This window comes from Streptomyces sp. TLI_185 (genome assembly GCF_003814765.1).
In the GTDB taxonomy this organism is placed as follows: Bacteria; Actinomycetota; Actinomycetes; order Streptomycetales; family Streptomycetaceae; genus Streptomyces.
Genome location: NZ_RKRB01000001.1, coordinates 5,414,789 through 5,436,657 on the forward strand (window position 1 = coordinate 5,414,789; position 21,869 = coordinate 5,436,657).

Annotated in this window: 18 protein-coding genes and 1 pseudogene; 6 read left to right on the plus strand and 13 right to left on the minus strand. The window is 69.6% G+C overall.

Features of this window, described 5'->3' with window-relative positions:
• Positions 1 to 130: 130 nt before the first annotated feature.
• Positions 131 to 1,315 (minus strand): polyketide synthase, encoded by a 1,185-nt coding sequence (locus EDD92_RS24970; protein ID WP_030939338.1) that lies wholly within the window; start codon positions 1,313 to 1,315, stop codon positions 131 to 133.
• Between the two features lie 325 nt (positions 1,316 to 1,640).
• Positions 1,641 to 2,828, minus strand: a complete 1,188-nt coding sequence (locus EDD92_RS24975; RefSeq protein WP_260326733.1) for a macrolide family glycosyltransferase — start codon at positions 2,826 to 2,828, stop codon at positions 1,641 to 1,643.
• Positions 2,829 to 3,079: 251 nt separating this feature from the next.
• On the opposite strand from EDD92_RS24975, the gene EDD92_RS24980 reads away from it, so the two are divergent.
• Positions 3,080 to 3,676, plus strand: coding sequence for a hypothetical protein (locus EDD92_RS24980; protein ID WP_123966357.1), 597 nt, complete (start codon positions 3,080 to 3,082; stop codon positions 3,674 to 3,676).
• On the opposite strand, the gene EDD92_RS24985 is transcribed toward EDD92_RS24980, so the two are convergent.
• The 9 genes and pseudogenes from EDD92_RS24985 to EDD92_RS25025 form a co-directional block, all read right to left on the minus strand.
• Complete coding sequence (locus tag EDD92_RS24985; protein WP_123966358.1) at positions 3,664 to 4,644, minus strand: PD40 domain-containing protein; 981 nt, start codon at positions 4,642 to 4,644, stop codon at positions 3,664 to 3,666. The two genes, EDD92_RS24980 and EDD92_RS24985, sit on opposite strands and share 13 nt — an antisense overlap.
• 462 nt (positions 4,645 to 5,106) lie before the next feature.
• A complete protein-coding gene (locus tag EDD92_RS24990; RefSeq protein ID WP_123966359.1) occupies positions 5,107 to 5,427 on the minus strand; it encodes a DUF5994 family protein in 321 nt (106 codons plus the stop codon).
• A 56-nt stretch (positions 5,428 to 5,483) separates the two neighbouring features.
• Positions 5,484 to 5,903: an ATP-binding protein gene (locus EDD92_RS24995; protein ID WP_123966360.1), complete on the minus strand. Its 420-nt coding sequence runs from the start codon at positions 5,901 to 5,903 to the stop codon at positions 5,484 to 5,486.
• Between the two features lie 289 nt (positions 5,904 to 6,192).
• Entirely contained in the window at positions 6,193 to 6,543 is a 351-nt protein-coding gene (locus EDD92_RS25000; protein WP_123966361.1) for a MerR family transcriptional regulator, read from the minus strand.
• 415 nt (positions 6,544 to 6,958) lie between these two features.
• A pseudogene (locus EDD92_RS50510) lies at positions 6,959 to 7,257 on the minus strand (SCO5918 family protein); the annotation flags it as partial.
• Positions 7,258 to 7,301: 44 nt separating this feature from the next.
• A complete protein-coding gene (locus EDD92_RS25010; RefSeq protein ID WP_185124116.1) occupies positions 7,302 to 7,649 on the minus strand; it encodes a CBS domain-containing protein in 348 nt (115 codons plus the stop codon).
• A gap of 45 nt (positions 7,650 to 7,694) precedes the next feature.
• Positions 7,695 to 9,170: a DEAD/DEAH box helicase gene (locus tag EDD92_RS25015; RefSeq protein WP_185124117.1), complete on the minus strand. Its 1,476-nt coding sequence runs from the start codon at positions 9,168 to 9,170 to the stop codon at positions 7,695 to 7,697.
• 176 nt (positions 9,171 to 9,346) lie between these two features.
• Complete coding sequence (locus tag EDD92_RS25020; protein WP_030939356.1) at positions 9,347 to 9,550, minus strand: cold-shock protein; 204 nt, start codon at positions 9,548 to 9,550, stop codon at positions 9,347 to 9,349.
• Positions 9,551 to 10,032: 482 nt separating this feature from the next.
• A complete protein-coding gene (locus tag EDD92_RS25025) occupies positions 10,033 to 12,687 on the minus strand; it encodes an RICIN domain-containing protein (protein ID WP_123966362.1) in 2,655 nt (884 codons plus the stop codon).
• A gap of 362 nt (positions 12,688 to 13,049) precedes the next feature.
• Here EDD92_RS25025 and EDD92_RS25030 point away from each other — a divergent pair, with 362 nt between their 5' ends.
• Positions 13,050 to 14,465, plus strand: coding sequence for a non-reducing end alpha-L-arabinofuranosidase family hydrolase (locus EDD92_RS25030; protein WP_123966363.1), 1,416 nt, complete (start codon positions 13,050 to 13,052; stop codon positions 14,463 to 14,465).
• A 318-nt stretch (positions 14,466 to 14,783) separates the two neighbouring features.
• Here the strand turns inward: EDD92_RS25030 and EDD92_RS25035 are convergent, their stop codons facing one another.
• Positions 14,784 to 15,359, minus strand: coding sequence for an ester cyclase (locus tag EDD92_RS25035; RefSeq protein ID WP_123966364.1), 576 nt, complete (start codon positions 15,357 to 15,359; stop codon positions 14,784 to 14,786).
• A 152-nt stretch (positions 15,360 to 15,511) separates the two neighbouring features.
• A complete protein-coding gene (locus EDD92_RS25040; protein WP_123970530.1) occupies positions 15,512 to 17,908 on the minus strand; it encodes a non-reducing end alpha-L-arabinofuranosidase family hydrolase in 2,397 nt (798 codons plus the stop codon).
• A 195-nt stretch (positions 17,909 to 18,103) separates the two neighbouring features.
• On the opposite strand from EDD92_RS25040, the gene EDD92_RS25045 reads away from it, so the two are divergent.
• The 4 genes from EDD92_RS25045 (at position 18,104) to EDD92_RS51325 (ending at position 21,710) form a co-directional block, all read left to right on the plus strand.
• The gene (locus EDD92_RS25045; protein ID WP_123966365.1) at positions 18,104 to 18,211 is read left to right on the plus strand and encodes a hypothetical protein; all 108 of its coding nucleotides are present in this window, start codon (positions 18,104 to 18,106) and stop codon (positions 18,209 to 18,211) included.
• A 266-nt stretch (positions 18,212 to 18,477) separates the two neighbouring features.
• Positions 18,478 to 19,752, plus strand: coding sequence for a DUF418 domain-containing protein (locus tag EDD92_RS25050; RefSeq protein ID WP_123966366.1), 1,275 nt, complete (start codon positions 18,478 to 18,480; stop codon positions 19,750 to 19,752).
• A gap of 42 nt (positions 19,753 to 19,794) precedes the next feature.
• Positions 19,795 to 21,033, plus strand: coding sequence for a glycosyltransferase family 39 protein (locus EDD92_RS51320; RefSeq protein WP_260326734.1), 1,239 nt, complete (start codon positions 19,795 to 19,797; stop codon positions 21,031 to 21,033).
• Positions 21,009 to 21,710: a hypothetical protein gene (locus tag EDD92_RS51325; RefSeq protein WP_260326735.1), complete on the plus strand. Its 702-nt coding sequence runs from the start codon at positions 21,009 to 21,011 to the stop codon at positions 21,708 to 21,710. The genes EDD92_RS51320 and EDD92_RS51325 overlap by 25 nt, the downstream gene beginning before the upstream one ends.
• Positions 21,711 to 21,869: the final 159 nt, after the last annotated feature.

Below are 21,869 nucleotides of genomic sequence, written 5' to 3' on the forward strand. Positions count from 1 at the left end.
CCCGAGCCCGGTCAGGGGCCCCGCCCGAGCGAATCCGGGAGTGGAGGAGTGCGTGCCGGACCCCGCCACGCCGAGGTGATCCGCCGGGCAGGCCGTGGGGGTGGGCCCGGCGGGCGGCCGCTGGTGCGGGTTACAGCCACTCGCCTTCCAGGGCGGTGGCCGTGAGGCCGGGGGCCGCCGCGTACAGGACGGCACGACTGCCCGGTTCCTGCCCGGCGTCGTACGCCCTCCGCATGATGTCGAACACGGCGGCGCCTCCGCGGTTGCCGCTGGTGTAGCTGTCCCGGCTGTAGTCCAGCAGCCCCGACGGCCACCCGTCGGGCATCGTCTGCTCCATGTACTCCAGCACTCGTGTCCCGCCGGGGTGCGCGAGCAGCACGTCGGGGTGCCAGGAGTCGGGGTCGTCCTGGTAGCGGAGGCGCAGCCACTCCCACATCGCGGTGACCGTCTCCTGCACGGCGCGCGGCCCGCGCCGGTCCATCACGAAGTGGGTGCCGTCCTCCCGTGTCTCCAGGCGGTGCAGGTCCTGGGTGCCGGGCAGGGTGTGGTTCCAGGCGGCGTCCAGCCGCAGCGCCGACTCGGGCCTGGGGCGGCCCGTGACCACCGCGGCGACCGCGGTGTCAGCGAACAGCAACCGGACGATCAGGGACTCCAGGGTGTCGTCCGCGGGCTGGTACGTCGTGCTCAGTGCCTCCGCGATCACGACCAGGACCACCCGGTCCGGGTCCGCGGCCACGAGATCCGCCGCCAGCGCCAGGGAGCGGGTCCCGGCTATGCAGGCCCACTGCGTGGCGGGCAGCAGCAGCACGTCGTCCCGGAGCGGGAGCTTGTTGGCCAGGGCGACGTCCAGCCCCGGCAGCGCAGGGGTGGTGGAGTGACTGGTGATCAGGCAGTCGACGTCCGTGGTGTCCAGCCCGGCGATCTGCAGCGCCCCCCGCGCCGCACGCTCCCCGCAGGACTGCACCGCCGCCCAGGCGGGCGCGGTGCGCTCCTGGACGGTCTGCGGCGCGGGTATCGACTCGAGGGCGGCGATCACGCGGTCCACGTCCTGTTCGGTGAACCCGTCGCCGGCCAGCGCCTCTCGGGCCGGCCCGACGCCGGCAGCAGGCAGGCCGCTCCCGTTGCCGGGCGCGACGGCGGCCTCCAACGGCAGCATCCAGCCGCGGCTTTCGATGCCCGTACTGGCCGCGATGCCGTCGATCCTCGGAGCCCACGCCGCGTCCGGGTGGCGATCGCGCACCTCCGCCACGATCTGGCTGGTCTGCACGGTGTGCTCGCCGTGTATCACGGCAGGCGGGCACAGGTAAGCGGCCATGATGGGCACCTTTCGACGGGGGGTGGAACGAGGTAGAACGCCACGACCGCTGTGTCGTAGGACACTTCGGAACGGTCTGTCCAAGTCGATGGCGGTGCGTTCTACTTCGGGCTTCCGTGGCCGTTTCGAGGATGGACGCCAAATGGGCATTTACGCTGTGATCTGGACAACTCGGATGGTTCTGGATGCACGTGACACCGCACACACGCTCATCAGGAACGCGAACGGGCAACGCCGGTGCAGACCACGACCGAGCGGGGCCTGCGCGGGGCTTCAACTCGTATGCCCCTGCGGCGAGTTGCCCCCTTGATGCACACGCTCCGCGTCAACAGCCCACCCTGTCCCCGGCCAACTGCTCCTCGATCAGATCCGCGGCCCGGCGGGTGCCGCCCTCGGCGCGGACCTCGGACCACAGCCATGCCGAGCGCGCGGCGACCTGCGGATCGCCGATGAGTTCCATCAGGGCGGTACGCAGCGTCGCCGCCGTGACGTCCGCGGCGTCGATCCGGCGGGCGACGCCCAGCTCGACGAGCCGGTCGGCGTGGAAGCACTGGTCGGGGCCGTTCGGTACCGCGATCATCGGCACGCCGGTGTACAGCCCCTGGCTGCTGCTGTCCATCCCGGTGTGCGTCACCCACACGTCAGCCTGCTCGAGAATGGCCAACGGCGAAGCCCACGGCCGTACTTCGAAGTTACGGGGAATCCGCTCGGTCAGATCGCCGGCACTGCCCGTCTGCAGCACCACATGCCATCCCGGGAGATCCGTGAACGCGGCCACACACTGGTGGTAGACCTCCTGCGGTCCGTGGTGCGCCGACCCGGCCAGCGAGACCAGCAGCACCTTCTTCGCGCCGGCCGGCCGCGTCCAGCCCTCCTGCTCCCGGCCGGCGCCGAAGCACGGGCCGACGAACGTCGCCGCCTCGGCGTCGACCCGTTCCGCATACGGCTGCATGGTGCGCGGGATCATGGCCAGCACCCGCTTCGGGTGGCCGGCGAACTCCTCCACGTTCGTGGTCACCGCCCCGCACCGGGCCAGCCAGGCAGCGAACCGCGCTCGGTATGCGGGGCCTCCGGGCAGTTGGGCGTATGCCGCGCTGATCTCCTCCTGGGCGCCCTCCCAGGCCACATGCGCCGCCGCGAGCTGCACGAGGCCGCGGCCCTGCGCCTCGGCCAGTGCGCGGCCCGCGTACGCGCCGACGTCGTAGAGGTAGAGATCGGCGGGATCGTCGTCGTACACGGCGTGCAGCTGTGGCAGCACGGCCATCGCCTCGTCGAGGAAGCGGGAGGCGGATGCGATGGGAGCCCGCGGCCAGTCGTGGCCGGCGGCCGGAAGAGTGGAGGTGACACTGATCGGCTCGGCGCCGGTGGAGGCGACCAGTTCGGCGAGGGGGCCGGCGTTGGCATACGTCACGCGATGACCGCGCGCCACAAGCTCACGGATGATCTCCAGACTGGGCAGCACATGCCCGGCCAGAGGCGTGCCGACCATGGCGATATGAGCAGAACGGGGCATGTCAGGACTTCCTTGGATAGAGGTCGCTACGACACAGCAACGCCGAGAAGCCCTCCTGGGCAACGCCGTCCCGGGACTTCCCAGGTGCTGGGCCGGGTTGCGGCGGCTCGGCGCTGACGGACCCTTCTCCATGGAGCGGCCGGCGAGAATCGAACGGGCGCGGCGGACACCGGGCTGGGGCATGCCTGACAACCGTCGCGCCGGGACGGTCGTGTGGTTGAACATGAGGTGTGCGATTCGATTCCGTTCCCATGCCGGCGAGCGTCGCGGACAGACCTCGTGACAGCCGTGGCTATCCGGTACCCGCCATCACCCCGTGGGAGGGCGACGAGCCCCAGTTCGCGCTCACCGACTACGGCCGCAGCGCCGAGTGCGCGCGTCGGCGTCTGTGTTCCGTGTGCAACACCCTGATCCCCAAGGGGCCGGTGTGGCGGGTGGTCGGCGCCGCGGAGAGCTCGGCGATCCGCGAGGCGCTCGCTGCCGGGCGGCCGTACCGCAACATGGCGGCGACCCTGGAAGCTCCGGGGCACCGTGCGTGCATGCTCTACGCCTCGATGGTCTGCCCGTATCTGGCGCGCCCGAACGCGCGGCGTGGGCTGACAGCGGAAAACCCGGACGACATGACCGCGCATGTCGTCCGGGGTGCCGTTCGTGGTGAGCTGGGTGCCGTGGTGGGGTTCGCCGACTACGAGTTCGCCGTCACCTCGGCCCAGGTCCTGTTCCGCTTTCTCGATGTGGTCGAGTACCTGCCGCATGACACGGCCGACCAGCACCTGGAGGAGCTGCGGGCCGAACTCGCCCGCTCCGGTGGCCGGTTGGGCGGGGGTCAGCCGGGTCAGCCGCGGTAGGCCGGCAGGCCGGTGTGCCGGGTGACCTTGACGGGCCTGCCGAAGCCGTGGGCCGTCCTGGTGACGGTGTACGTGCCGTTCGGGCTCCGGAAGGCGATGGTCCTGCCGTTCGGCGACCAGGTGGGCTCGGTGTAGTCGGTGGTGGCGTGCGGGGTGATGTCCTTGACGGCGTTGGTGCCGGCGCTCAGGTCGTCGACGAAGAGGTGGTCGTGCCCGCCGACGGAGCGCACGAAGACGACCTCCTCCACGTCGGGGGAGAGCGCGGGCTCGGAACCCTTGGTCAGCGCACCGCCCTGCTGACGCAGGTAGTCGTCCCGGATGTAGACCTCGCCGGTGTGGGTGTTCTCGTAGACGGAGGTGCCGTAGGGGCCGCCGACGTTCGGCCAGGTGTTGTTCTTCTGCGGCAGCGCGCCTGCCTCCGGGTCGTCGCTGTACAGGCTGATCTTGGCGGGCTTGACGTGGTCGCCGGTGGCCTTGACGCGCTCCAGGACGGTGCTGCCGTGGATCTTGGCGGAGAAGATGATGTTGTTCTTCGCGGGGATGCCGTTCGGCCTGTCGGCCGCGGTGACCTGCCACGTGGGGTGGGACCAGGTCTGGTTGCCCGGGTTGGCGGCGACGGTCACTCGGTGGCTGCCGTCGGGGTCGGAGACGTCCAGGTTGCCGTGGCCGTCGATGAAGGCGGCCTTGGTGCCGCCGGGGTTCCAGGCGAGGTCACGGACGACGGTGCCGAAGTCGATCGACCTGCCGTTGACCCAGACGTGACGGGTGCCGTCGCTGATGGTGAGGCCCCTGGGCACGCCGAGCGCGTGGGCGGACGAGGCTGCGGCGACCATCGCGGCGCTGCCCTTGGCGTCGCGGCCGGAGGACGGAGCGGCCATCGCGGTGGCTGCAGCGCCGCTCAGGGCGAGCAGTGCGGCGACACCTGCCGTGACGACGGCTGCGGTGCTCCGACGGTTACGAGCGGACATCGAGGTTCCCCCAGGGATGTGAATGACGCTGCGACGAGAGTCTCGCGGGAACCGCCCGCCGTCCCCGGGACCCGGTCCGGTCCGCTCGGCTTGCCGCCCTTCGCGATCACAAGGAGTCTTCCCACGGCGCATGACGGAGCTGTGCGTTCGCCGTCACAACTGTGCAATAACGGGTCGAATGAGAAGCGGTCCGATCGCCGTGCACCGGGCGGGCTGTCCTCACGCACCTTCGAGGGCCGGGACACACGCTGTCCCAGCCGGAGGTCCGCGACACACTCGCCGAGGCCGTCCGCCGTGAGACCGGCGCGGGTTGCGGAGCGGCCGCGTGATCATTGTCCGACGCCGATACGTCCGCCCTACGGGCGGCCCTGGACTCGGACGCGCCCTCGACCGACGACACTTCCGGTCCTACGCCCGCCGGGCCGCCGCACGGCGTTCCGGGCCCCCCGCGACTTCCCGCTCTTACGCAGGCCCGGCGGTCAAGTGCCCGCTCCAGCAAGGGACTTGGGACCAAGTCAGGCCCGTGGGAGCGTCGTCCCAGGCGGTCGCGTCCGGACCGACCCGCTCGACCGCGCCGAGGTGTTCCGCCAGCGCCTCGATCAGTTCGGGAGGTTCGGAACCGGCATTGCGGGACCTCGGCCACCATGCGCCGTCGAGCAGTCCCGCCCGGGTGTGCGAGGTGGTCGGACGCAGCAGCGCGGTGCCCGGTTTCACGGGCTGGCGGACGGAGTCCGGCAGGAGCCTGTCGGCCGGCCGCGCCGCGGGCTCGTTCATGGCGGTCATCGGTCCTGTGGGCGGGATCCTAGGACTCACCCGTCGACCGTACTCCGCGTGCCGTTTCAGATGGCCAGCACCGCTCGGACCGTCTTTCCGCCGGTCATCGGCACCGCGACGTCGAAACGCTCGGTGAGTGCCCGCACGATGGCCAGCCCCCGTCCGCTCTCGTCCTCGGCCTGCCCGGGACGCGTGCGGGGTCGTCCCGGCGCGTCGTCGTGCACCTCCACGGTCACGTGGCCCGCGCCCACCTGCAGCCGCAGCCGGCAGCCGGTGTGCCCGTGCCGCACCGCGTTGGCGACCAGCTCGGACGCGATGAGCGTGGCGTCGGCCACCTGCTCGGCCCCGACTGCGGCGATGCGGGAACGCGGACGGGTGAGAAAGGCGGACGTCAGTCTGCGGGCCCGAGCGGCCGAGACGAGGGTGCACGGCAGCAGGTACTCGGCGCGTGCGGTTTGCTCTGCGGCACCCTTCTGGGCACGCATGAGTGCTCAACTCCCCTCCTGGGACGTCCGGTGCGCCCGGCCCCGTATTCGGGTGATGCCCGCGGTGGCTGATCGGCAACCCGGCGGTGCCGGCGATGGGTGGGCTGTGCCGCGGCCGGTCAGGCGGCGGCCGGGTCCAACACAGCTACCGGAGAAGGGAGTTCGCGCCGTATGCCACGACGGGCGGCGCGGCCGGATCGCACCGCCGTGGACCGTGGTTCTCGGCCTCTACGGGCACGCCGATTGCACGGCGCAGGAAGATGTACGTCGACCGCCCGCGCCCGCGTGATCAGCTCGAACCGGCACCGGGACCGTCGGACGCCTCGTCTGCGGCACGGCGGTACTCGGCATTGATGCGCTGAGCTTCCTCAAGCTGGTCCTCGAGGATGACGATGCGGCAAGCCGCCTCGATCGGGGTTCCCCTGTCCACGAGTTCGCGGGCGCGAGCGGCGATCCGCAGTTGGTAGCGGGAGTACCGGCGGTGTCCGCCCTCCGAGCGCAGTGGAGTGATCAGACGAGCCTCACCGATGGCTCGGAGGAAGCCAGGGGTGGTGCCGAGCATTTCGGCGGCCCGGCCCATGGTGTACGCCGGGTAGTCGTCGTCATCAAGACGACCGCTGAGTGGGGTATCTGCTGCCATGTCACCTCGTAGTGCCAACGCATCGAGGGGCCCTGGTGCCGTACGGCACCAGGGCCCCGAAGGGAATTGAACACCATCTGTCGGCCCGCATGCTGTGCCGACCGGCTGTTTCCGCTACCCGGCCCGGCAAGGGGAGGGGTGCGGGTATCGCAGCTGCGTGACCGGGGACCACCTTCCATTCCGGGTTCTTGCGGTACCCGGACCGAGAGCGGGAACGGGTACCGCGGTACTGCGGACTTCAGGTACTGCTACCCGCCAGTTCGTGTCTGCCGGGTCTGGTTTGACCGTCTCAACGAGAAAAAGACCAACCGTGGCAGGATCCAAATGTCTACTCTGACAAGAGTAGGTTTTTGTATTCGCAGGCAACAGGCATCCTGCATGCTGCGACAACGGTGGACCCGGGACACGACGGTGAGGCGGCGCCCCCGAGCAGCGGCGACGCGGTCCGGAGCGGAGTGGGGACACTCACCGGAGCGGTCTCGGGTCGGTCGTGGCAGGTGAAGCCGAGGCGGGTCATGGCCCGGACGACTTCGCCGCTGGTGAAGTCCCGGCCATCCTGACGGGTGACGACCTGGCCTACTTGTCCGACCGGGTAGCGGCGGCGGCCGACTGTCACGGACTCACCCGTGACGAGCTCGGGCGTGACGCCCTCATCGAGGCCGGCACCCCGCTCTTAATCAGCTCGAACGGGTACCGGGCGATGACACAGCGCATGACGGCTCGCAGAGAAGCAGGAGGGGCCGGCCGGGCGAGGCAGGTCAGTGGGCGAGGGCGAGGGCACCCGGGGTCCGGTCGCGCTCACCGACGGCGCAGGGCCGGGCGCCGGCCGAGGTGAAGGGGCCGACGAGGACGTCCCGTAGACGGATCCGGTCCGTGTAGGTGGGGCTGTCGCGGAGAACGGCGAGCACGGCCAGGGTGATCAGGCCAGTGCTCTGGTCGTCCCCGTCGCAGAGGACGAGGTGATCGACACGGGCGCCGGCCATGAGGGACAGAGCCACCTCGACCGTCATGTCGTCACGGACCCGAGGTCCGGACGCGTCCCTGTCGTGGGCCACGGTCTTGGGGGAGCGATCCGCTGCACGGTGCTGGGTCCGAGCAGGCGTCATGGGTGCCTCCTACCGTAAGGGGGTGGGCTGGTGATCACAGTGGCTCTAGGCGGCCGGGGCGAACCGGGTGCGACGCTTCGCGCTGCGGCGCGCCGCTTCACCGGCGGGCCGGCCCTGTCCGGCCTGGCCCCGGTGCCCCCGACGTCCCCGGGACGAGGCGCCGCGGGGACCTTCCACGCTCGGCGCTGTGATGACGACCGGTACACCGGAAGGGGCCTGGGCACCCGTGATGCGGCTGAGCTCCGCCTCGCCCGAACGCACCTGGGCGATCCGGGGAGTGATGCCTGCGGAAGCCATCAGCCGGCTCATACCGCGACGCTGGTCGGGAGTCACGAGGGTGACGACGCTGCCGGACTCGCCGGCGCGCGCGGTACGACCGCCGCGGTGCAGATAGTCCTTGTGGTCACTGGGCGGATCCACGTTGACGACCAGGTCGAGGTCGTCGACGTGGATCCCGCGCGCCGCGACGTTGGTCGCCACGAGTACCGTCACGTGGCCGCTCTTGAACTGGGTGAGCGTCCGCGTTCGCTGCGGCTGGGACTTGCCCCCGTGCAGGGCCGCGGCGCGGACACCGCTGCTCAGCAGGTGGCGGGTCAGCCGGTCCACCGCGTGCTTGGTGTCCAGGAACATGATCACTCGGCCGTCGCGCGCCGCGATCTCGGTGATCGTGCGGTGCTTGTCGGCGTCGTGCACATGGAGTACGTGGTGCTCCATCGTGCTGACCGCGCCCGCCGAGGGGTCGACGGAGTGGACCACCGGGTCGGTCAGGTAGCGGCGGACCAGCACGTCGACGTTGCGGTCCAGAGTGGCCGAGAAGAGCATCCGCTGCCCGCCGGGACGCACCTGGTCGAGCAGCGCGGTGACCTGGGGCATGAAGCCCATGTCGGTCATCTGGTCGGCCTCGTCGAGGACCGTGATTGCGACGTCGTCGAGGCGGCAGTCGCCCCGGTCGATGAGGTCCTTGAGCCGTCCGGGTGTCGCGACGACCACCTCGGCCCCGGCGCGCAGTGCACCCGCCTGCCTGCCGATGGACATCCCGCCGACCACGGTGGCCAGCCGCAGACTCACCGCGCGGGCGTACGGAGTGAGTGCGTCGGTGACCTGCTGGGCCAGCTCGCGGGTGGGGACGAGCACGAGGGCGAGCGGCTGCCGCGGCTCGGCGCGCCGCCCCGCGGTACGGGCGAGCACGGCGAGTCCGAAGGCGAGGGTCTTGCCCGAACCGGTGCGGCCACGGCCGAGTACGTCACGACCGGCCAGGGAGTTCGGCAGGGTCGCCGCCTGGATCGGGAACGGCACGGTCACGCCTTCGTGGCCGAGAGCGGCGAGCAACCGCGCCGGCATGGCGAGTTCGGCGAACGACTCGACGGCAGGCAGCGCGGGCGTGATCGTCTTCGGCGGCGCGAAATCGATCGGTACGGTCCGTCGATTTCCGTAACCCTTGGAGCGGCGCTGGACACCGGAGCGGTTGACAGCGCCGCCTCCGGATCGGTCATATGTGCGGGTCTTGTGTGCGCGATTCATGCGGGAACCTTCCTTGAGGCGGCACGTGCCAAGGAATTCCCGCAGCAAATGAGAGGCGCAGAGAATCTCGAGAACGAGCCAAGAGTGATGTGGGCCGCGCCCCGAAATGCAGCGAGCTGGGGCCCGCACCCCAAGGTGCGGGCCCCAGCTGCGAAGTATGCGCGTTGGTGCCGGTGTCAGGCGGGAACGATGTTCTCGGCCGTCGGGCCCTTCTGTCCCTGCGCGATGTCGAACGACACCTTCTGGCCTTCCTGCAGCTCGCGGAAGCCCTGGGCGGCGATGTTCGAGTAGTGGGCGAAGACGTCGGGGCCGCCGCCGTCCTGCTCGATGAAGCCGAAGCCCTTTTCCGCGTTGAACCACTTCACGGTGCCAGTAGCCATTTTATTTCTCCTTCGGAGACGGAGTCAGGGAATCCGCCCTGTGCGGATTCCGTGTCGCCGTGATGATTAACCCGTCGGAAATGAACCTTCTGGCAACCACACCTGCAACTGGGATCGACAGTAGCATGGCGCGATCGGCTCTGCGCGGTTGGTAAATTCAATCCGGTTGCGTTTTGAGGAATACTCGCCGTGCGCCGCACCTAATTCTCATGTCGCGGAAACAGATATTGCTGCCCGTGGGCGCGGTGTTCCGACCGGCCGCCTCCAGCCACAGCGCCATGACCTCCTGCGATGGGCATGTCCCCGCCGCCGTCCTCGTCAGCGGATAAGACAAGGGGGGCCGCGCCCGAGACCCCGCGACGGCGATGGATGTCACATGCGCCCTCGGCGCCGCTGTCGGCCGCGGTTCTTTGCGGGGAGCGGTTCCCTCTCCGTGGCGGGGCCGCAGGTCGTCGTGCCTGCGGCCCCGCTTCGGCATGGGGTCAGGACGGGTCGCCGTACTGGAGGCCGCGTCCGTTGGTGCCGATGTAGACGCGGCCGAAGGTGTCGGGGTCGCCGGTGATGATGCCGAGGCTGCCGATGGCGCCCCACTGGTGGGCGTCGTCGTTGACGCGGAGCCAGGTGGCGCCCTTGTCGGTGGAGCGGAAGACCCCGGTGACGTTCTTGACGGTGCCGATCAGGTACAGGGCCTGGTAGCCGGTGCCCGGCTTGGCCTTGCCGAAGCCGAGGGCGGAGGCGGACTGCACCGACCTGAGCGTGGTGAAGGTGCGGCCGCCGTCGGTGGAGTGCAGCAGCCCCTTGTCACCGCCGGAGATCCACAGGTCACCGGCGACGCCGGGGACGGCGGTGAGCCGGCCGGAGGACAGGTTGCCGGCGCGGGCGGTGAAGGTCGCGCCGCCGTCGGTGCTGGCGTAGAGCGTGCCGCCGGACAGGGAGTAGAAGGTCCTGGCCGAGGAGCGGTCGGCGACGACCTCGGCGCCGGCGCCCAGGCCGCCGACCCTCGACCAGCTCGCCCCCATGTCGGTCGAGCGGTAGGGGACCTGACCGTCCTCGGTCCAGACGATGGTGGAGCCGTCCGCCGCGAGCGCGACATGGCCCATGTTGCCGCCGGGCACCGGCTCTGCCTTGAAGCCGTTCCAGCTGCCGCCGCCGTCGGTGGAGTAGGCGCCGTCCTGCGTGCCGCCCCGGCCGACGCGGACCATCACCGAGGGCTTGGACTGGGCGAAATCGATGTCGGTGCTGCTGCTCATCAGCGGGTTCTTCAGACGCCCGGCGGGCACCTTGGCCAGGGAGTCGCCGTACCGGAAACCGCCTTGATCGCCCATGGAGGTGATGACGGTGGCGCCGCCGGGAGGCGCGATCGCGTCCGCCAGAGCGGTCTCCTCCAGCCCCCGGGCCCCCGCCGTCCAGTGGCTGGTGCCGCCGCTGTCGGCGACGTTCGCGTCCTTGCTGGTCCAGATGCCGTTGCCGGTGCCGTACAGCACGTGACCGGAGTTGAAGGGATCGATGGCCAGGGCGGTCATCCAGTGCCCGATGCCGGTACCGACGTAAGGAGCGGCGGAGGCGTTCCGCACGGACTTGTCGGCCAGTGCCTTCCAGGTCGTACCGCCGTCGGTGGTCCGGTAGAGCTCGTCCTGGGGATACCAGCGGTCGAGGGTGGTGACCATCACCGTGGACGGCTTCTGCGGGTCGACGGCCAGACCGGAGAACCCGTAACCGCCCTGGGAGGGGGAGACGTTCTTCCACGCCCCGCCGGCCGGCGTGTACTTCCACACCGAACCCCCCGTCACGCCGTTGGGTCCGAGGGCGTTGGTGTACGTCAGGTACAGCGAGCCGTCGCCGGAGACCACGCCGTGCTGGGGCATCTGGCCGGTGGGCTGCCCGGAGACGGCCTGCCAGGTGCTGCCGCCGTCGGTGGAGCGGTACAGGGAGGTGGACCTGTCGGCGACACCGACGTAGATCGTTTTGCTGCCCGCCGGGCCGTACGTCACGAAGGAGATGCCCGCGCCGCTGCTCGCCCCGTCCTTGACGGGGAACGAGGAGACCTGGCTCCATGTCACGCCGTAGTCGGTGCTGCGCCACAGGCCGTTCTTGCGGGTGCCCAGCAGCAGGGTGCCGTGGTGCGCGGGGTCGACCACGAGCCGTTCGCCCGCCCCGCGGCCGTCCTCGTTGCCGCCCAGCTTGAAGGGCAGAGCGGTGCGCTTGAAGGTGCGGCCCCGGTCGGTGGAGCGCAGGATCGCGCCGTTGCCCGCCCACTCGTTGGTGTAGGTACCCGCCCCGAGGTAGAGCCGGTTCGGGTCGACGGGGTCGGTGGCCAGCGAATCGATGCCCAGCAGGTTCCAGTCCTTCTCGCCGATCCAGTCGGTCAGCGGGATCCACTGCTCGGCCCCGGTGTCCCAGCGGTAGGCGCCGCCCATGTCGGTACGCGCGTACAGCAGGCCCTTCTCGCGCGGGTTGAACACCAGCCCGGTGACGTAACCGCCGCCCACCACCTGGGCGTTCTTCCACACATACGGTCCGGCGGCGGCCGTGGTCTGTGCCGTGCCGGCCCCGTCGGTCCGGGTCTCGGCCGTCTTCACCAGCTTCCACTGCTGGTTGGTGCTGCCCCTGCTCGGATACTGGACGACTGCCGCGCCCTGGGCCGTGGAGCCTCCGGACACGTCCAGGACCTGACGGCTCTTGCGGGAGGTGAAGGTGACGGCGTCGGAACCGCTCACCTCGCTGATCTTCCACTCCTGAGAGCTGGAGGAGCTGTCGGTCTGCTGCTCGGCGGCAGCCCCCTGGGCGGTCGAACTGCCCGCTATGCCCAGCACTTTGCCGCTGTTGCGGTTCACCAGCTCGTAGTAGCCGTCCCCGGTGGGCTTCAGCCTCCACTGCTGGTTTGCGGTGTTCTGGTCGGTCCACTGCTGGATACGGGTGCCGTCGGCGGTGGAGAAGCCGTTGACGTCCAGCACCTTGCCGCTGCGCACGGAGACCAGCCGGTAGTAGGCCGTGTCGTCGACCGTCGCGGCCTGTGAGTCCTCCTGTGCGTAGAGGAGATACGGCACGAGGACGGCGGGCACGCCGAGCACCAGACCGGTCGCGGTCCAGCGACGGCGGTGACGCCCGCGGCGCCCGCCGTTCGTGGGGGGTGTCATGAAGGGTGTTCTCCTTGCAGGCCGTTCACCAGAGGAAAAGCGAATCCGGGCACCGGAACTGGCCGGATCCGCTCCCTTGTCGCCACAGGCCCCGCACAGGGTTGCCGCCGAGCCGGACATTTTTTTCAGGCACCTGGTAGTGCCTCACTCCCGTGCCGCATGCAGGCCCAGCGAATGTTCCGGGTCGCGAATCCTGTGAGAAGTATTGACGCCGTTCGCCGGTTCTCTCATCATCCAGCTTGCTCGATACTCCGACCCGCATTCGGCATATCGAACGAACATCAGGGCCGCACCGCACCGGTAGTCGCACAGCCTCCGACGGGGCCCACCAGCACCACCTACTCAAAGATGATGAGGTCCCCATGGGCAGACGTAGTTCCCACCGCAGACGGATATCTGCGGTGTTTGCTGCCGCGGTTGCGGTCCTGGTCTCGTTGGCGGCGCTGCTCGTCGCCGTCCCGGCTCAGGCGGCCACCACCGGCACACTGCGCGGTGTCGGTTCCGGCCGGTGTCTCGATGTGCCGGGCGCCGGCCAGAGCGACGGCACGTTCCTGCAGATCTGGGACTGCAACGGCGCGAGCAACCAGCAGTGGACGCTGACGGACAGCAACCAGCTGACCGTGTACGGCAGCAAGTGCCTGGACGTCCCGGGCCACGCCACCACGGCCGGGACCAAGGTGGAGATCTGGTCCTGCAACGGCGGTGCGAACCAGCAGTGGCGGGTCAACGCCGACGGCACGGTCGTCGGCGTGGAGTCCGGGCTGTGCCTGGACGTCTCGGGCGCCGGCACGGCCAACGGAACGGCGGTGCAGCTGTGGAACTGCACCGGCGCGGGCAACCAGAAGTGGACCGGCCTGTCCGGCACGACCAACTCGTGTGCTCTTCCGTCGACGTACCGGTGGAGCTCGACCGGTCCGCTGGCGCAGCCGGCCAACGGGTGGTACTCGCTGAAGGACTTCACCACCACCACGTACAACGGCAAGCACCTGGTCTACGCGACGTACTCCGACGGAAACTGGCACTCGATGGGCTTCAGCCCCTTCACGAACTGGTCGGACATGGGCTCGGCCCCCCAGACCGCCATGAGCCAGGGTGCGGTGGCGCCCAAACTGTTCTACTTCGCGCCCAAGAACATCTGGGTGCTGATCTCAAATGGGTGGGGTACCGCCTGGCCCTTCGTCTACCGCACGTCCAGCGACCCCACCAACCCCAACAGCTGGTCCGCGGCGCAGCCGCTGTTCACCGGCAGCCTCCCCGTAGGCGGCCCGATCGACCCGACCATCATCGGCGACGACCAGAACATGTACCTGTTCTTCGCCAATGACGGGGGCAGCATCTTCAAGTCGACCCTGCCGATCGGGAACTTCCCGGGCAGCTTCGGCTCGTCGTACACGACGGTCATGAGCGACACGGAGGACAAGCTCTTCGAGGCACCGGAGGTCTACAAGGTCCAGGGTCAGAACCAGTACCTCATGATCGTCGAGGCAAAGGGTGCGGGCGGGCGCTACTTCCGCTCGTTCACCGCCTCCAGCCTGAACGGCCCGTGGACCGTGCAGGCCGGCAGCGAGAGCAGCCCCTTCGCGGGCAAGGCCAACAGCGGTGCCACCTGGACCAACGACATCAGCCACGGTGACCTGGTCCGCAACAACCCTGACCAGACCATGACCGTCGACCCCTGCAACCTGCAGTTCCTCTACCAGGGCAGGGACCCCAACGCCACCAACCCCGACTACGCGAAACTGCCGTACCGGCCGGGCCTGCTCACCCTGCAGCGCTGACCGTCTGATCCACGGCACTCACTGCCTCGACGGAGCCCCGGCCGTACGCCGGCCGGGGTTCCGTCGGTGCTTGCCGTGCGGCCCTTCGGGCCGGGCTACTGCCCGTCGCCGGCGACGTCCCAGTGCTCGATGATCTTCCCGTCGACGACGCGGAAGAGGTCCACGACGACGTGGTCGGAGCTGAAGACCCACACCAGGTCCTCGTCGGCGAGGGTCTCGCCGAAGCGCGTTCCGCCGCCCCCGGCGGCCGGGGTGCCTCCCTCAGGGGCGCTGCCGGTCGAGGGGGTGGCGTCCTGGTGCCCTGCTGCAGGAACTGCTTCAGCGGAGCCGTTCCGTTGCCGATCGCCGGGTTGTGCTGGTAGTACCGCGGATCCCAAGCTTGTCGATCACGGTCGCGTCACCGTCGGAAAGCCTGCGGTACGCGTCGACCGCGAACTTCCGGTTCTTCTCCTCCTGTTCCTCGGACAGGACCGGCGCCCTCTTCGGGTACCGGTACACGTCGCTGAACAACGAGTTTCCACTGGCCGTCTTCGCCGGCACGGTCTGCGTGATGCCCCAGTGCTCGACCAGCTTGCCGTTGCCGACCCGGTACAGGTCGACCCTGGCTTCGCCGGTCGCCTCGTTCGCCGCGGTGGCCGACGCCTGCCAGTGCACGACCACCAGGTCACCGTCGGCGGCCACGTGCTTGACGGTTGCCACCGCACCGGGGATCTTCGCCCTGAGACCGTTGAACTCCTTGATCTGCCCGTCGACTCCGCCGGGCACCGACTTGTCGTGCTGCACGTAGCCGGCGCCGACGAGCTCCTGCACCACGCCGGTCCTGTTCTTGTTGAACCCCTCCGAGTACAGGCGCAGCACGATCGCCACCCCCGCCGACCGGCCGGCTCGGACCATCCGGAAGGTGCACCCCGGTCGACACCCCGCGTGCCGCACGATCCGGGACGATCTCGATCCGCCGCGCGTACTACGGCAAGTGAGGCAGTGATTCCGCTCCAGGTGGAGGCCCGGCGGAGCAGGTTCCGCCGGGCCTCCACTCCTTGGTCGGGTCAGTGCTGCAGGGTGAGGACGCCCGGCCGGTACGGCAGTTTGTCGTAGGGGGTGGTGTCCCCGGGGGCGCTGGGGGACTTGCCCTGGTAGAGGAACTGCAGGTTGCAGGGGTCGATGGTCATGGTCTGGTCGGGGTTGTTGCGGACCAGGTCACCGTGGCTGATGTCGTTGGTCCAGGTGGCATTGGCGTTGGCCTTGCCGGCGAAGGGGTTGCTTTCGGTGGCCGCCTGCGGGGTCCAGGAACCGTTCAGGCTGGAGGCGGTGAAGGAGCGGAAGTAGCGCTGCTCGTTCGCCCCCCGCGCCTCGACGATCATGAGGTACTTGTTCTGGCCCTGGACCTTGTAGACCTGCGGTGCCTCGAACAGGTTCTTCTCCGTGTCGCTCATGACCGTGGTGTACGACGAGCCGAAGCTGCCCGGGAAGTTCCCGATCGGCATGCTCGCCCGGTAGATCTTGCCGTTGTCACCGGCGAAGAACAGGTACATGTTCTGGTCGTCGGCGATCAGGGTCTGGTCGATCGGGGCGGCGCCCGGGATGCTGCCGGTGAACAGCGGCTGCGGTGCGGACCAGCCGTTGGGGTTGGTGGGGTCGCTCGACGTGCGGTAGTTGAAGGGCCAGCCGCCACTCCACTGGGACGCCAGCACCCAGATCTTCTTGGGCGCGAAGTAGAACAGCGTGGGCGCCACCGCGGACGAGCTCATCCCGGTCTGGGTGGCCGTCGCCATGTCCGACCAGTTCGTGAAGGGGGCGAACGCCATCGAGCGGTACCCCGATCCCGAGTAGTTCGACCCGTAGACCAGGTGCTTGCCGTTGTACGTCACGGTCGTGAAGTCCTTCAGCGAGGTCCATCCGTTCGCCGGCTGCGCCAGCGGACCTGTCGAACTCCACCGGTACGTCGACGGAAGAGCACAGGTGTCGCTCTTCGGCGCCGCGGTCGGCTTGAGGTTCCAGTGCTGGTTGGCGCCGCTGCCCGAGTCCCAGATCTGGACGGGAGTGCCGTTGGCGGTCCGACCGCCGGGGAGCTCCAGCGCCCGGCCGCTGGCGACGTTGGTCAGCGTGTAGGAGCCGTCACTGTTCTGGCGGGCCCGCCAGTGCTGGTTGGCGCCGCCGTTGGAGTCCCAGACCGTCATTCTGGTCCCGTTGGCCGTCTGGTTGCCCGGTTCGTCCAGTACCCGGCCGCTGGCGACGTTGGTCAGCGTGTAGGTGCCGTCGCTGTTCCGGCCGGCCCGCCACTGCTGGTTGGAGGCACCGCTGGCGTCCCACACCTGGAGCGGGGTGCCGTTGGCGTTCTGTCCGGCGGGCTGGTCGAGAACGCGTCCGGCGGCCGCGTTGGAGAGCGTGTAGACGGTGCCGGAGGTGATGTCCCCGGCCTGCGTGCTGCTGCTTCCGCCGCCGCTGCTGCTGCCGCCCAGGGCGGTGAGCACCGCGTCGTACGCGGGCTTCTTGTTGCCGCCCGCGTCGAACAGCAGCGGGTTCTCACCGGTGCGCCAGGAGTCGCTGTCGCGGATGCCCCACACGGTGATGCCCGTGCACCGAGCGACGTTCACGCAGGCCTTGACGGCGTTGGCGTACGCGGTCGGTGACGCCTGGGCGATGTCGAGCTCGGTGATCTGCACGTCCACGCCGAGCGCGGCGAAGTTGGACAGCGTGGTCTGGAAGCTGGCGGGCGGTCCGCCGGTGCCGAAGTGGCTCTGGAAGCCGACGCAGTCGATGGGCACGCCGCGGGACTTGAAGTCCTTGACCATCTTGTAGACGCCCTGGGTCTTGGCGTCGGTCCAGTTCTCGATGTTGTAGTCGTTGTAGCAGAGCTTGGCCGAGGGGTCGACGTTGCGGGCGGTGCGGAACGCCTCCTCGATGAAGCCGTTGCCGAGCACGTTCTGGAACACGGAGCTGCGGTGCTGGCCACTGCCGCCGTCGGCGAACGCCTCGTTGACCACGTCCCAGGCGTAGATCTTGCCCTTGTAGTGGCTCATCTCCTGCGTGATGTGATTGTTCATCACACTGCGCAGCGTGTTCGCGTCCGTGAGGGAGCTGACCCAGCCGGGCAGCTGCGAGTGCCACACCAGGGTGTGGCCGCGCAGGCGCTGGCCGTGCGCGGTGGCGTGGCTGACGATCCGGTCGGCGGGCCCGAAGTTGAAGTTGCCGCGGGAGGGCTCGATGGCGTCCCACTTCATCTCGTTCTCCGGGGTGATCATTTTGAATTCCCGGTCGAGAATCGCGGAGTACGTCGAGTCGCCGAGCTTGCCCGAGGCCACCGCCGTGCCGAAGTAGCGGCCGCTGCCGGCCGCCGCGTCGGCGGCCACGGTCGGTGTGCCGGCGTTCGGCGTGAGGGCGGCCTTGGCGACCAGCGGTACGGCAGCACCCGCGGCGGCGAGAACCACGGCGGCGGCCAGCAGGCGGCGGGTCGCCGGACGGCGGCGATGAGGGCGGTTCTGATCTGGCAACGGCTTGTCTTTCTGGCGTAGGGGTGCCTCGGCCTGGGACCCGGTTGCCTGTCAGTCGCCGCCACGCACACAAAGGTTGCCGTGATCGGAAAGGACGGGGGCACCAGGGTCCACGGCGGGATCTGAGAGAACCTGGCTTCGACCGGGATGGGCAGCACTGTCACCTACAGTGCGCTCGGTGGCCTGCTGGCCATCGCTGCCGGCTCATTGCCGGTGCTTCGCCGACGCCGCAGCAGGGCTTCGCACGGCAGCTGAACCCCCTTCGCACCGACGGCTGACGGCTGACGGCCCGGCAGCACCGCCACCCGCCCGTGGCGTGTGCCCCGGGCCGTCGGCGTCCGCAACCGTCGTTGCCGGTGCCGACGGGCCCCATCCCGGCGTCCAGGTCGGCGGCCACAGTCGTTCGTGTACGGCCGAGACCGGCCCCCGCCAATCGGAGGGGGCCGGTCGGCCGACCGGCGGGGCACCTCCCGAAGCCCGGCGGATGGTCGACTGCTCCCCGCCTCGGCAAGGTTGTCCCGGTGACCGAGATCGAAAGCGCCGAGAAGACGCCTCGTCGGCCCTCACCCTCACCCTCACCCGGGTCCGCCACGGCGACGGAACGCCCCGCGCCGATGGCGCGGCTGGTCGGGGTGGACCTCGCCCGTGCACTGGCCGTGTTCGGAATGTTCGCCGTGCATGTCGGTCCCGCACCCACGCCGGGCGGCGGCGTTGGCGACTGGTTCCTGGAGCTGGCGAGCGGCCGGGCGTCGGCGCTGTTCGCCACCCTCGCCGGGTTCTCGCTGATGCTGATCGCGGGCCGCTTCGAGCCGAAGTCCGGACTGGCCGGCCGGCAGGCGAAGGCCCGGATCGTGATCCGGGCCGTGATCCTGCTGGTGGTGGGCAGCGCGTTGGCGATGACCAATTTCGGCGGCGCCGGGATCCTCAACTTCTACGCGTTGTACTTCCTGTTGGCCTTGCCCCTGCTGCGGCTGCGGGCCAGGACGCTCGCGATCACCGCGGTGACGCTCGCGGTCGTCACACCGCAGGTGGCGTATGTGATCCGGGCGCTGCTCACCGAGTCGATCGTGCACAGCATCGACTCGTACGACCCGATCGCGCGCATCTCCGGCGTGGGCGTGCTCGATCTCCTGCTCACCGGCCTCTACCCGGCGATCACCTGGATGACGTTCGTGGTCACCGGCATGACGTTGGGCCGACTCGACCTGAGCTCCCGTGCGGTGCAGCGGCGGCTGGCCGTGGTGGGTCCCGCGCTGATCGCGTTCGGATACGGCGTCTCGTGGCTGGTGCTCCGGCTGACCGGCGGCGCTCAGAAGCTCATGGCCGGGATGCCTGCCATGAAGGACCCCGGTGCCATGAAGGACCCCGGCATGGCATCGGGCTCCTTCGACGCGCCGGTCGGTGGTGGGCTGTGGGGCCCGGACGCATGGGGGCTACTGGCAGCCGAGCCGCACAGCGGTTCCACGTTCGACCTCATCGGCAGCCTGGGGATCGCGATCACCGTGCTCCTGTGCCTGACGGTGGCCCTGGACCGACTGTCGTGGCTGCGCCGGTCGGCAACTCCGATCATCGCCGTCGGCACCATGTCCCTGACCCTCTACGTGGGCCACATCCTGGTGATCCTCGCCCTGCCAGGCGAAGCGGCCACCCCGCCGCAGTCCGCCTCCGCCGCGCTGCTGCTCTGCTTCATCGTCGGGGCCACCGTGTTCGCGGCGGTCTGGTCCCGCTTCTTCCGCCGCGGACCGCTGGAGTACCTGCTCAACGGCGCCACCAGACTGGCGCGTTCCGTCCGCTGAGCCTGCCGTTCCGCCTCAACCCTGACTCCAAGGACCTTCGCCATGGCCGCCATCCTCACCGCCCTGAGCACCGGCTGCCACGGCCTGCGCCGGGAATCGCACCGCCGCGCCGACCGGCCGGAAGCTCCGGCGCGCTGGGAACGCCCGGCGCTGGCCGCGGTGCTGGGCGTCGCCGCACTGCTGTACGCCTGGGGCATGGGGCACGCCGCGATCCACCCCTACTACAGCGCGGCGATACGGTCGATGGCCACCAGTTGGCGGGCCTTCTTCTTCGGCGGTCTCGACACCAGCGGTTCGATCACCCTCGACAAGGTGCCCGGCGCCTTCTGGCCCGATGCCCTCTCCGTATGGATCTTCGGACCGCACACGTGGGCGGCCGCGCTGCCCCATGTGATCGAGGGCGTGCTCACCGTATGGCTGCTGCACCGGATCGTACGGGCCTGGGCCGGGCCGTTCGCCGCGCTGATCGCCGCGCTGACGCTCACCTTCACTCCGGTCACCGTGGCACTGAACAGAGCCACCATCCCGGACACTGCCCTCGCTCTGCTGCTGGTGGCAGCCGCCGGCGCCCTGCAGAAGGCGGCACGGACCGGGCGGCTGCTCCCTTTGATCATGTGTGGCGTCTGGGTCGGGCTCGCCTTCCAGACGAAGATGCTGCAGGCCTGGCTCGTCCTGCCGGTCTTCGCCGTGGTGTATCAACTCGCCGCGCCCAACCCGCCGTTGCAGAGGGCTCTGCGCCTCCTGCTGAGCGGTGCGGTCACGCTGGCCGTCTCCTGCTCGTGGGCGCTGATCGCGTGGGTGACTCCCGCAGCCAACCGCCCGTATGTCGACGCCACGTCGAACAACAACCCCTTCAGCCTGGTCTTCGGCTACAACGGCCTGAGCCGCTTCAGCGACGACGCCACCGCGTTCGGCGCCGTCCCGGCCACCGCCGCCAGCCGTATGACCGGAAACACCGGCTGGGGGATGCTCGTCAACCACACCGTCGGCCCGCAGATCGCCTGGTTCCTGCCGCTCGCCGTGCTCGCCGCCGTAACGGCCCTGGTCTGGCGCGCCCGCGAGCCGCGGACCGACCCGCTGCGCGCGGGTTTCCTCCTCTGGGGTGGTTGGCTCGCCCTCCATGCCGTGGTGTTCAGCGTCTCCAACGGCAACCACGCCTACTACACGGCCGTGCTCGCACCGGCGATAGCCGCGCTGGCCGGAGGCGGGCTCGCGCTCTTCCGGTCCGCGTACGAGTCCGGCGGCCGGAGACGACTGTGGCTGCGTCGGCGATCGTGCTGACGGTGGCCTGGGCGTTCGTACTGGACCGGCCGACGTGGTTCGTCTCACGGCTGCTGGTGTTCGCCGTGATCTTCGCGGTGTGCGGGACGCTCGGCCTGTGGTCCAGCGGGTCACGCGCCTCCCAGGAGCTGATCCGCGGCTCTCTGGCCGCCGGAATCGCGGCCACTTTGCTCGTACCCGCCGGCTGGGCCGTCTCGACCCTCGACCCGCGCTACGCGGGCGCCGCCACGTCGCCGACGGCGGGTCCGGTCGGCGAGTTCCACCACAGGGCTCTCTACGACCCGTCCGCTCTCCGCCGGGCCGGGCTCGACCGGCCCAGCGCCCGCGACATCGCCCTGCTGGACTACCTCATCACGCACCGCAGAGGCGAGAAGTACCTGCTCGCCACTCAGGCCGCCTACCCCGCGGAACGTCTGCTGCGCGCTCAGGCCCAACCCCTGCTCGTCATGGGCGGGTTCACCGGGAAGACCCCCTTCCCCAGCGCCCCGGAGCTCGGCAACCTGATCGCCACTCACCAACTCCGCTACGTGCTGCTCACCCACCTGCGGCCCACCACCCCCGCCACGACCTGGGTGAAGTCCCACTGCAAGCGCATCCGCTCCGGGGCCTACGGCTGGCGCACCAGGGGCAACTTCGGCCTTTACGACTGCCGCACCCCCGCCGATCGGCGGGGGTGAAACAGCCGACTGCGGGATGGGCAAGGCAGAAGAAATGCAAAATAATCCTCGCGGGTAATTCTTTTCTCCCCCCGGGTTGTTCCATCGCGATAGTTAGCATTTCGCGAAGTCTAAATTAACCATACGCGCAGGTGTGGTAAAGGGGCAGGTCGGACGGTT